This is a genomic window from Paenibacillus amylolyticus (assembly GCF_050990605.1).
In the GTDB taxonomy this organism is placed as follows: Bacteria; Bacillota; Bacilli; order Paenibacillales; family Paenibacillaceae; genus Paenibacillus; species Paenibacillus amylolyticus_H.
This window is the reverse complement of the sequence record NZ_CP158832.1, coordinates 2,647,619-2,659,887: the sequence shown is the minus strand read 5'-3', so window position 1 is coordinate 2,659,887 and position 12,269 is coordinate 2,647,619. Positions and strand designations below refer to the sequence as shown.

General features: G+C 46.1%; 10 protein-coding genes. 1 reads left to right on the top strand and 9 read right to left on the bottom strand.

The features are described 5' to 3' along the window. Positions 1 to 160 precede the first annotated feature (160 nt). The 7 genes from ABTV53_RS12260 to ABTV53_RS12230 form a co-directional block, all read right to left on the bottom strand. Positions 161 to 1,498: an ATP-binding protein gene (locus ABTV53_RS12260; protein WP_433753216.1), complete on the bottom strand. Its 1,338-nt coding sequence runs from the start codon at positions 1,496 to 1,498 to the stop codon at positions 161 to 163. Continuing rightward, entirely contained in the window at positions 1,495 to 2,163 is a 669-nt protein-coding gene (locus ABTV53_RS12255; RefSeq protein WP_433753215.1) for a response regulator transcription factor, read from the bottom strand. Before ABTV53_RS12255 ends, ABTV53_RS12260 begins: the two co-directional genes overlap by 4 nt. A gap of 28 nt (positions 2,164 to 2,191) precedes the next feature. Continuing rightward, positions 2,192 to 4,156, bottom strand: coding sequence for an ABC transporter ATP-binding protein/permease (locus tag ABTV53_RS12250; protein ID WP_433753213.1), 1,965 nt, complete (start codon positions 4,154 to 4,156; stop codon positions 2,192 to 2,194). A 266-nt stretch (positions 4,157 to 4,422) separates the two neighbouring features. Beyond that, a complete protein-coding gene (locus ABTV53_RS12245) occupies positions 4,423 to 5,715 on the bottom strand; it encodes an amidohydrolase (RefSeq protein WP_433753211.1) in 1,293 nt (430 codons plus the stop codon). Positions 5,716 to 5,793: 78 nt separating this feature from the next. After that, a complete protein-coding gene (locus tag ABTV53_RS12240) occupies positions 5,794 to 6,087 on the bottom strand; it encodes a hypothetical protein (RefSeq protein ID WP_433753210.1) in 294 nt (97 codons plus the stop codon). A gap of 74 nt (positions 6,088 to 6,161) precedes the next feature. After that, positions 6,162 to 7,259 carry a saccharopine dehydrogenase family protein gene (locus ABTV53_RS12235; RefSeq protein ID WP_433753209.1) on the bottom strand — a complete coding sequence of 366 codons (1,098 nt, stop codon included), beginning with the start codon at positions 7,257 to 7,259 and terminating at the stop codon, positions 6,162 to 6,164. Next, positions 7,243 to 7,950 carry a class I SAM-dependent methyltransferase gene (locus ABTV53_RS12230; protein ID WP_433753207.1) on the bottom strand — a complete coding sequence of 236 codons (708 nt, stop codon included), beginning with the start codon at positions 7,948 to 7,950 and terminating at the stop codon, positions 7,243 to 7,245. The genes ABTV53_RS12235 and ABTV53_RS12230 overlap by 17 nt, the downstream gene beginning before the upstream one ends. A gap of 129 nt (positions 7,951 to 8,079) precedes the next feature. Between ABTV53_RS12230 and ABTV53_RS12225 the strand changes: the two genes are divergently transcribed. After that, entirely contained in the window at positions 8,080 to 9,177 is a 1,098-nt protein-coding gene (locus tag ABTV53_RS12225; protein ID WP_433753206.1) for a helix-turn-helix transcriptional regulator, read from the top strand. A 201-nt stretch (positions 9,178 to 9,378) separates the two neighbouring features. Here ABTV53_RS12225 and yidC read toward each other — a convergent pair whose 3' ends face one another. Further along, the gene (gene yidC, locus ABTV53_RS12220; RefSeq protein ID WP_433753204.1) at positions 9,379 to 10,263 is read right to left on the bottom strand and encodes a membrane protein insertase YidC; all 885 of its coding nucleotides are present in this window, start codon (positions 10,261 to 10,263) and stop codon (positions 9,379 to 9,381) included. A gap of 379 nt (positions 10,264 to 10,642) precedes the next feature. Further along, entirely contained in the window at positions 10,643 to 12,262 is a 1,620-nt protein-coding gene (locus ABTV53_RS12215; protein WP_433753202.1) for a DUF4153 domain-containing protein, read from the bottom strand. Between the last annotated feature and the right edge of the window lie 7 nt (positions 12,263 to 12,269).

The window sequence follows — 12,269 nt, the reverse complement described above, 5'->3', positions numbered from 1 at the left end:
CGTCTCTTCTATTTTATCAAATGATCCACCGCTAAACAAAACTATATCTGAAATTTTGTCGAGTATAGTCCTATCAAAAAAAAGCAATATGAAGCAATCTGAATCCTGAACGCCCAGGAATTGATTGTTTTCCATATTGCTGCTTTCTAGTCTGGCTTGCTTAAGATGTACTAGCCGATCTGGGAATCGTGACAATAAATTGCGTGCCTTTTCCTACTTCGCTCTCGACATCAATTGTACATTGATGCAATTTCAATATTTTAATCACAATGGACAATCCCAATCCATTGCCTCGAAGTGAGCTGCTTCGTGCTTTATCCACCATGTAGAATCGATCAAAGATATACGGGAGTGCCTCCTCAGGAATTCCTTGTCCAGAATCTCTAATCGATACCTTCACAGATGAAGATGACGTCTCAATTTCGACATGAATGGTACCGTTAGAACCCGTGTACTTGATCGCATTGTTTATTAAATTCTGCCAGACCTGATCAAACAAATCTTTGTCCACTGTGATCTCACAGGGCAACAAGTCCAATTCGATCTGGATGTCCTTCTGCGACCACTGCGGCTCCGCCAGCAAGATCGCCCTTCTTAATTGTTCATCCAACTGGAATGTGGTGAAATGAACCGGATGATGCTCGGAATCCAGCGAGGCTAGCCGAAGCAGATTATCACTGAGCCTCGATAAGCGCAGCGTTTCCTCATAGATAATATCCAGATGCTCTTTCTGCTCTTCTAATGGAATAACACCATCTTGCAGCGCTCTGGTAAATCCCCTGATCGACGTGAGCGGAGACTGCATTTCATGAGAGACGTTGCTGACAAAGTCATCACGAACCGAATCGATTTTTTGCAACTCACTGGCCATATGATTAAAGCTCTCCATCAGTTCGCCAAACTCATCCTGATTATTATGTTTCAAGCGGACCGACAGGTCACCTGATGACATCTCCTTCGCTGCAACCGTTAATCGCTTAATCGGTTTCACAATGTAGCCGGACATGAACAGGATTAATAGGCTACCAATGACCAGAACCGTTAACAGTGAGGTTAAAAGCGTGTTTCGCAGTGTATGAAAAAGAGAGGAGAAATCGCTTTGAATCAGAAATGTACCAATCCCCTCATCTGTTGCAGGAACACCAATTGTCGCAATTCCATCTTTACTGGACATAAACATGGCATCGGTTGTACCCGTTTTAAATAACGAATTTACTTTGTCCTCTGGCAAGGAAGATAACACTTCACTTTTCTCATTCACGGGAGTGATATTCAAGCCGTAGTGAGCAAAAATATCCAAGCTTGATTTCACTTTTTCCGGATCATCGATCAGGTTAATCAGTGTAGCGAGATCTTGAGCAAAGGTAACCATAAAACGATTCGGTGTCTTTTCTTGGGACCCGTTGTTGATCATAAAGGAGAGAATCAAACTCACCAGAACAATCCCGATAAACGTAGCTACGATACGAAGTCGCAGGCTTTTCCTAAATATGTTCATGCCCGCTCCAGGCGATATCCAAGTCCTCTTACCGTTGAGATCACTAGCTCAGGAACATGCTCAAGACGTTCCCTTAACCGTTTGATATGTACATCAACCGTACGCTCATCTCCTTCGTAATCGATGCCCCATATATCATCTATGAGCTGTGTACGTGTGAATATTTTGCCTGGCGAACTCGCCAGAGAAAATAACAATTCACATTCCTTCTTTTTCAATTCGATCGTTTGTCCGTCCGCAACAACCATGAGATTGCCCAAATCAATCGTTACACCGCTGACCTGAATCAGGTTCGATGTACTTTTGTTATAGCGTTTCAATAACGATTGTACACGCAGGATTAACTCCACAGGATCAAACGGTTTAACGAGGTAATCGTCTGATCCTGCATTAAATCCTCTGACTTTGTCCTTGGATTCTCCCTTGGCAGTTACCATCAGGATCGGAATATCCAGATAAGACCGGATATCTTCTGTCAGTTCAATGCCGTCGATTCGCGGCATCATGATATCCACAATGGCCAGATCAACTTTCGTATGAGAGAGAAGATCTAATGCCTCTTGACCGTCTGCGGCTTCCAGCACGGAGAATTGATTTTTTTCAAGATAGATTCGGATTAATTTGCGGATATGGGAATCATCGTCCACCACCAAAATCGTGTTCATGCAGCCATTGTCCTTTCCGCAATTGATTTTATTCGTATCGTAGGGATTCCATCGGGTCCAGCTTGGCCGCTTTTGATGATGGCATCAAACCGGCCACGATACTAATCGCTGTACTTACCACGAGACCAAACAAGATATAATATCCCGAGAGATGAATGAGTTTTGCTCCAAACGCATTGTCCAATAGAATATTTAACACATAACTAATGATCACGGCAAAGATTACCGCAATAGTACCACTAAATACGCCCAGTAAGGCAGATTCGGAGAAGAATATTCGCTTGATATCTTTCTTTCTCGCTCCAATCGCCCGAAGAATTCCGATCTCCTTCGTCCGTTCCACGACGCTAATATAGAGTACAACCAATATCATAATACCAGATACGATCAACGAAATACCTGCAATACCCGCGAGTACAATGGAAGCCATGCTTACATATGTCGTGATATTTTCCATGACCTTGGCCATCTGGGAGCCTGCAAAACCAGCGTCAACAGCAGCTTCGTTGATATCATTTACATATTTCATATCGGTTGCATAGGCGTTAACCTGAATCGGTCCAATCGTTATTCCTTTATCCGTATACATTTGCTCCAACGTGTCAGATGATATATATCCCGGAGATTGTTGCATTGGAGATCGTTGATCTGCCGCTTCGTAGATCCCTGAGATCGTTACTTCTTTCTCCAAAGTCACTGGCTTATTATTGCTATCCATCTCATTGATATATAGAAACACGGACTTGCCGATCATGGAATCAGCTTGGTCATTTCCACTTAATTGCTTCGCTGTATCGAGGGGCAACAACATCTCATTTTCTACCGGCAGAACACCCGTGGTTAGTAATGCTGGATCAAAAGCATCCGTTAACGTTGTTAATTGCGCAAGTCCTACACTTTGTTTTTCATTCACCATAGTGGACTTACCTGTAATGGTCGTAATTGTCTCTACATGGTCTACATTAGGGAAATTGCGAATCGTCTCGATATCAGCTTTGGTGAACGGTTCACCTGTCGCCATCAAGGCTTCCGGGCCTTGCATGTCCTTGGCTTCTTCACTTGGCTTGGTTATATCAACAAGCAAAGGGTCCATACTTGAATTGATTTCGTCATTCATATACGTCGTTATCCCATTCCCCAAGGAAAGCATCAGAAGTACACTTAATATACCTATTGATCCACCCAAAGCCACCAGGACATTACGTTTGGCATTGAGTTTCATATTTTTGAGTGCCATCTTGAACGAAGCAAGCAAGCCCAGGCTCCGGGAAGAATCCTGACCACTCTCGTAAACAGCCGTAGAAGGATCTTTCAGATGAATATCGTCACTAATACGTCCCTCTTCTACTTTTACAATCCGTGTACCTGAGTCAGCGACTTTCTGAGAGTGAGTTACGGCAATTACCAACATTCCCTTTTTCGCTATACTGTCCAGCAAAGTGAGGATTTGATCTCCGTTTTCCCGATCCAACGCACCCGTTGGTTCATCTGCGAGAATAATGTCCGGATTGTTGGATAAAGCCCGTGCGATGGAAACCCGTTGCTTCTGACCTCCAGATAACTGGTTGGGACGTTTGTTCAGATGATCCTTCAGTCCAACCTCTGTTAATATATCAACAGCACGTTGGTTCCGTTCTTTCTCATTGGTGTCCGTCATTTGCATCGCAATCGTCACATTTTCAAGAACAGACAGATGCGGGATCAGATTGAAATTTTGAAAGACAAAGCCGATATTATTCTTCCGATAATCATCCATTTCCTTCTCTGTCATGGCACTTAAGTTCTTGCCACGAACAATGACTTCCCCTTCATAGTCGGAATCCATGCCACCAATGATATTCATCAGTGTCGACTTACCACAGCCAGATTCACCAAGGATGGAGACAAATTCCCCCGTCTCAAAACTCAAATTCAAACCGTGGAGTACCGGGACTCTCTCTTTTCCATATAGGGTGTATGACTTCTTCACATTGTTGACTTCTAGTATTTTCATATGGATCTCTCTTCCTCTCCTGATCAAGCACATTATCTATCTATTTGATGTCTCAATCGTACCAAATCTGTATGAACTGATAATGAACTGGGCCCCGGATTTTCCCCTTTGGAAAAGGGAATCAAAAAATCTGGGGATAACAGCGATTGGAAGGTCATTCTGTCGTCGTAGTGTCAGTGTAAGTAATCTTTAGTCCAACTTATAAAGCTTAGATTAATCCGGCTTTTGCCAGCAGCCTTTTCACAATCGCCGCCGATTGCGCACAATTAAATTCCCTCAACAATCCTGTTGCTTCTAACCTTCACCTCACGGTAAAGTTCTTCCTCATCGATCGTCAGCAGCTTTCTGCCTCGCATGAGGATCTGACCGTTCACGATCGTTGTGTCCACATCCGCCCCATTTACACTATAAGCCAGTAACGACTCTACCTCATGTACCGGTTGAAGATGTGGTTTCGCCAGATCGATCAGGATCAGATCTGCTTTGCGCCCCACATCCAGCACACCCACTTCATGCTGAAGGCCAAGCAGAATAGCACTTCCACGTGTTGCCATGCTTAGAACATCCTTGGCTGGCAGGCGAGTGGGATCACCATAGTCCAGCTTTTGCAGCCAGGTCGCGGCTTTGATCTCCTCGAATATATCCACGGTTGTGGCACTTCCCGCTCCATCGCTTCCGATTCCCACGTTAATCCCCTGGGCCAACATCTCGGTAATCGGAGCAATTCCACATCCCAGCTTCAGATTGCTGACCGGATTATGTGCTACACCGCCGCGCATGCCCTTCAATCTGCCGATGTCCCTGCGATTGAGGTGTACACCATGCGCAAGCAACACATGTGACTGTTCGAACATACCCGCCTCTTCCAAATACTCTGTCGGTGTCATGCCATAGCGCTCACGAATCTTCACGACTTCTTCCTTTGTCTCAGCCAGATGAATATGTAGCGGGATATGCTCCTTGACAGCCAGAGCAATGACTTCACGTAGTGGCTCTACAGGACATGTATAGGGTGAGTGGGGTCCATACATGGTTGTAATCCGCCCATCAGCCGCTCCAGACCAACGTTGTACAAGATCAATCGCCTCCTGCAACCTGCGTCCTCCATCATCCTCCATGAATACCATCCCACGTGTAAGCGATGCCCGCATACCCGTTTGCTTAACCGCTTCTGCAATCTCGTTCATGTGAATGTACATATCCGCAAACGCAGTGGTACCCGAACGGATCATCTCGGCGATGGATAACTTGGCCCCCCAATAGATGTCTTCCGGGTTCATACGTGCTTCAGCAGGCAACATTTTGCGTTCAAGCCAGTCCATCAGCTTCAGATCGTCCGAGAATCCCCGGAGCAGGCTCATCGGTGTATGTTGGTGGGCATTAATCAGACCCGGCATGGCAACCTTATGGCGGCCATCAATAATCTCATCTTGCGGTTGAGGCAGAATGTGGTCAGCAATCTGCGTAATGCGATCTCCTTCAACACGAATATCCCCCGTAAAGGGGGCATCGGCATCTTTCATTGTTAGGATAGTCACTTGTTGAATCAGTATACTCATAACATTCACGGCTCCTCTGGATTGGTTAACGTTCCTTCCATATCCGAGAGTAAGCCTTTACGTAACGGCAGGGTCAAGTCATTTTAATTTTTGGATCGTTATCTTTCTGAAACTTTGTATAAAAGGTTTGGGGTCGATTTCGACCATATATGGATATACTCCTGTGCTCGTGTGCAGATAGAAAAATCCACCTTCATCACCCATACGGCGAAATGACATGTCAAACACTTCCGTGATGTTGAACTCGCGGTATTTGGTCACGATTTTATCGGAATATAGAATCATGGAGCGGGCATTTATCTCAATCTCTTGAGCGAGACCCGTCACTTCTCTCTGTACTTTGTAATAAGGTAATACAGCAACACAGTTCATGATCTCCCTCCATTCATGCCATGATTATTGTTCCATCATAGCAGATCGGAGGGGCCCAGCAAAAGAACATGAAACTAGGTGATCTTGGCCGTCACCTTTAGTGGCGTATGAAGTGCATCCTGAATGTCCTGCAAAGAGAGACACTGTTCAATGTGAAACACACCATGTGGCAACTCTGTTTTATACATACGTTCTGCCACAGCTGCAGCTACCGCTGCTGTTGCATCTGCTTCCTTTGCACCGACCAGTAGTTGTTCGACGCGGATTTGCTCACCATTTTCCCACCCTACGGCATCGACCTTGACTGCATACATCGGCTCTCCCCCAGGAATAAGACCAAAGGCCTTAACTGTTGCATTCCGCATAGACGGGATACGCAGCAATGAAAACAACCCTGCACGTTTGGAGATTGCCATGGATTTTGTGATCCAGCGGGAGTCCAGACAGAGTCTGGTAGATACGGTTGGAATACGTAACGTCCGAGCAACCACGTGCTGATCCGAAAAGTTAAATCGATAAGCCTTTCGGTTCCCCAGTTCCGCTCCAAAATCAATTAATTTCCCATCTCCGAAACTTTGTACCTCAGCAGATTTGCCCTTTTGCATTACTTGGTAGGTGACATTCATCTGATCAACGGTCCACTCCACGGCAGCTTTTCCGTGCTTCTCTCCCAGTCCCAGCATTACCGTAATGTCTGCTTCCTCCACCCGATCCATATGCATGGTCGCTTCGCGCACAAGCAAATTAGTCAGTCCAGGTGATAATCCAACGCTTAGGATCGCGGTCGATTGGGAACGCTGCATTTTGGTGTGCAGTTGTTCCACTTGAGCCAGAAAATCATATTTTGCAGAAATATCAATATAATCGGTTCCGGCTTGTGCACAGGCTTCAACAAACCGGGTATCGCTCTGATCCACACACATGATGACCAGTTTCACAGGCCTTAACATGGATGGCTCTACAGGTCGCGTTACATCCAGTTGAAGCGGTAGCACAGCACCACCTGTAGACCTGCTGAACTCTTCCGCACGCTTCATGCGTGTACCCGCAGCCCATACTTTACCCGGGAACAATTTCCCCAGCTGAGTACATATCATCTGCCCTACTTGACCATAACCGCCAACCACCCAGATCTGATCTTTCATAGGCTTCACGTTAGTTTCGAGTTGCATAATATCCCTCCACCCAGAACGCCCCGAAGTAACGTGTAATATGTGAGAAACCGCATTCTGTGAGTAGCTGAGTCATCTCTTCCGAGCATATGGGATCGGATTCACGGCCCAAGGAAGCAGCAAAGCGCTCCCACTCTTCAGGAAGGACGCCTGCACTCAACATGTGATCCTTCCAAGCTTGCATCATGATTGGATGTGCAGGTGAACGAAGATCAGCATTTACAGCCGCAATGATCAGTGGAGCACCCGATTTAAGTCTTGCTGCGAGGCTGGTAAGAAACGTTCTCTTCGCCTCCATCCCCTGAAGAAAATGTAACATGAGCATGCTAGTCGCCCCATCATATACAATATCCTTCGGCAATTCTTCAACCGTGACAGGTTGCAGCTTCACTCTGGAACCGATGCCTGCTTCCTCGACTCGTTTCTCGGCAAGTTGCAGCATGGGCTGTGAAGGATCTACTCCAGTTAATGTCCAACCGGCATGACGTGATCCGAGCAGAGCAATCTCTTTTCCCCCTCCAGCTCCGGCAACAAGGATATGAATATCGTTGTTATCCGTAAATGATGCTGAGAGCAGTCGTTCCATTAGATCATGCATATGAGAATAACCCGGAATTTTCAGGGCTATCGATTGTTCGTAACGATGGACATCTGCTGTTTCCCAGCTCATCGGTGATGGATTGTGATTCATGGACACCGCACTCCTCTTGAATTGAAGTTAGACTTGACTCGTTGTTCGTCTAATTTCATTATAGAAGGATACGCCGAGCCTACAATCCCAGAACATTGGGATATGCGCACAGAGAGAGGAGTAATCTTGTTGACATCACGTATTGACCGGAGCCACAGACTTATCACTTCTCTTGAAAAAGGAACCTGGACCTCACGTACCTATCGGGAAGCTGTTCTCAAGCAGATCCATACAGTTGTACCTTACGACGCATACTGTTTCACCACCGTTGATCCTTTGACTCTTCTTTCCACAGGAGCCGTGACAGAAGAAGGCATTGAAGCTATTCATGATCGGTTATTCATCAATGAATACATGGAAGAAGATATACATAAATACGCTGAGTTAATTCGCAGCGGTGAACATACAGCTACACTTCACACGGCCATGAACGCACAGCCTGAACAAAGCCAACGTTATATCAACATTCTTCAGCCAGCGGGGTTCGGTGATGAACTGCGCGCCGTATTCGTCAGTGGAGACGCTTGTTGGGGATATCTGACGCTGTATCGCAAGACTGAGAATTCTTTTTTTACAAAAGAAGAACGGTTGCTGATTCAGACCTGGACTGCTTCGATTGCATCGATGCTGCGGTCCACAAGTCTGACACTTGTGGATGAGATCACGAGTGGAAGTCCCGAGGAACCCGGAATTATAATCACCTCGGATACGTTCCAGCTCTTATCCCTGAACGCCCCGGCGGAGTATTGGCTGTCCCAATTGCGTATGCTGGAACATATAGGGCCGGATGTTCTGCCCCGTCCGGTACGTGCAGTCAGTTCGCACTTGCAGCGCAAGAATCGGGTAGAACGGGCTGACGATACTCAACTCACTCCCGAATCGCCCTCCAAAGTCTGTATCCAGCTTCCGGATGGCCGTTACCTCATACTTCATGCCAGTCTTATGCAACAACTCGTGGGACCGGATCAGATTGCCATCCGTTTGGAGCAGGCGATGCCGCAGGATTTGCTGCCCTTGCTTGCCGAGAGCCATGGATTATCCAGTCGAGAACGGGAACTGCTGGGTTATGTGCTGCGCAGCTATTCGTCCAAAGAGATTGCTGCAGCGATGCATATCTCTGTGTACACCGTTCAGGATCATTTGAAATCCATTTTCTCCAAAACCAAGGTATCCTCACGTCGCGAGCTCATCTGGTATTTTGTATCCCGTTTCCAGATGTCGGATTAACCGGGGATATGACATGACAGAACAGATGAACAACCGCTCAATAGACTGCGAGCAATATAAATCCACATCGTTTCTGGAATACAGCAAAAAAGAAGCCAATCCTAAAGGATTGGCTTCTTTTTTGGGTTTTTGCTACGTATAACACGTTCTATACCACATATATTCACAACAATGCTGTCGTAATTACGTCCACATCATGCCCTACGATTTTGCAGGTTTCGGTGAAGATTTGGATGAACCAGACTTATTCTTTTTCTTACTCACTTCCACAACTACAGGCTCCTGCGGGTGTTCTACCGGGTACATTTTGCGGAACAGTAACGTCTGTAGTACCAGGAACGAACCCCCAACCGTCCAGTAGAGCGGCATGGCTGCCGGGGCTGTGAGAGAAAAGAATGCCATCATCAATGGGGAGAGATATCCCATAATAGCGAACTGTTTACGCTGCTCAGGCGCCATATTGGCTTGTGATACCTTGGCTTGAATCAGATAAATGACCGCAACCACCACTGCCAGTACATAGTCCGGTGCCCCCAGCTTAAACCATAGGAACGAATGGGAGGACAGCTCCGGTGTAAGTCGGATAGCCGTGTATATACCGGACAGAATAGGCAACTGGATAAGCATCGGCAAGCAACCGATATTCAGCGGATTAAACTTATGTTTCTTGTAGAGTTCCATCGTTTCCTGAGACAGCTTTTGCTTATCAGCAGGGTCATTTTTGCCCTCATATTTTTTCTTGAGCGCATCCATCTCCGGTTTCATGGCGTTCATGATGACTCGGGTTCCCTGCTGGGACTTGGCTTGACGCATCATCAATGGCAACAGTGCCAGACGTATGACCAGCGTAATCACGATAATTGCGACCCCGTAGCTCCCATTAAATATGGTTGCAATATGCTGAATCAGATACGAAAGCGGAAATACAATATAGTGATTAAAAAATCCCGGTGTCGATGAAGTAATCTCCGACACGTTGTTGCTGCATCCGGCAAGCAGCATGACTGCAAACAAAATAGCAATCAGGCCATAGATCCGTCCCTTGCCAGATGTAAAAGTGAATCTCTTGTTAGTCTTATGTTCCATATATATCCTCCTCGTTGATTTGTTGACCAATCGTTCAACGAGGAATGACAATCTGAATCATCTTCATCGGGCGCTTCTCTTCGTCTGATCAAGCGGCTCCAGACTTCCTGTCTGTGTTGTCTATCCAAACACAATGCGGGAAGTACTGGTTCAAGTCCACCACCCACGCCACCTTCCATCCAGTACTCTGTCATGCCACAATGTAGATGGGCGATATAAGCATAGCTAACGGTGAAGATGAGTCCAATCGAGAATAAATATGGTAATAACTCCTGCAGTTCAAACAAGGGATTCACCCCCTTTATAGGTTCGTTTTTATATTATAACACTTACATATTGTTTTTGCATAAATCCGTACGTGAAAAAAGCTATTATTCAGCTATTCCGTTCTCAATTTGGACATTTCTAGCTCAGCTCTATGTTTTGCAACATTATAAGAAGGCCAGGAACGATTGGATGTGTCCCTCTCCAGATAGGCTTGACGTTCCAGCATTTCTCTCTTGAGATCCGGGTACTCCTTCAAAGCAAACTCTCGAAGTAACGGAGTCGCATCGGCCGATAGACTTGCCAAGTAGGATGCATCAATATTGCCAGTTTGACGGTAACGTTCTATGTTCAATTCGGCAATCCTGCGATCCATGCCCACATAATTGACGGCAACATATGCAGTCAGTGCGAGCACAATATACCAACGGATCAACGGAATCGACGTGTAACGTATACGAAGGCCGGCAATCAGCAACAGAAGTGCCAGGAAGATCATGAATGCGTGTACCAGGAACCGGATGTACGTATATCCATATGCCTGCTCATACAGATTTAGGCGCATAAACGCGGAATACAACATGATTGCTGAACAGCTGACCAGAATCAGGAGAAGTGCCTGATGCACGATCATGCCTACTTTTCCACTCGGACGTGTCAATTGCAAAGCAATAATAAGAATAAAGAAGTTAATACCCGTAACGAGAATCAACTCTGCGAATCCACTTCTCGCATACTCAGCGTAAGACAGATCTACCGGAAGAAGCCCCTCTCCCGCACCAAACAGATACGAAAACTGTACAAGTACGAACAAAACGTACACACAGTTGATGACGATCAGCATCGTCCCTACAATGATGGGGTCCAATCTGAATGGTTCCCGCTGAACCGGAGTGCGTTCGGGCTCGGGTGTAATCTTATTTGTAACCTGACCTTCAGTGGCCGGGTCCACAGGAGTGAATATATAGGTGTGATCGCGGTTATCAACCGTGGGTACTGCTCCATTTTTCCAATGTGCGTTCGCTCTCTTGTCTGCCTCATATTGCATCGGCTGCACGAATCCCCATACATAACCGAAAAACAGTAAACCTGCGATGAACACCCAGATCATTCTAGGCAATCCTGGCGTAAAAGCCAGTTGATTCAACCACTCTGGAAAACCGGATAAGTACTGATCGAAAACCCCGTCAGCAGACGACAACAACGCGATGACTACAATAAGGATGGGCAGAGATGCCACAAGGCCAATAAGCACTTTGAAAACAACCGTTTTCTGTGATTTGCCCATGCCACGTCCTCCTGCTTTCACAGCAATGGCCGCAACGGTTCCCCAGTGACGTATGGTCTGTGGCAGCACATGGTCAATAGCCGTTCCGATTAAACCGATCTCCCACCACTGCCTCTGTTTCCTGCCCATCAGATACGTCATATGTAAAATAATAAGACCCGGTACAGACAGAAAATTAAGGACACGCAATAGTTCATTGTCATATAACAGGAACGTTAGCGATAACAACAACACTACACCCGCCACAAAAGCATCAATTAACTTGAATGACCTCATGCGGTCCCGTGCAAACAGATACATAAACACATAAAAGAGAATTACAAAGATGGGATACGATACGCCAATCTCATTGTCATAGAACAGATACTGGTGAACGATAGCAAGTATCCATGCAGATCCTAGCGTGATGAGTGCACGCTGTGGTGAATCCATTACTTTATCAATCATGGGAAAA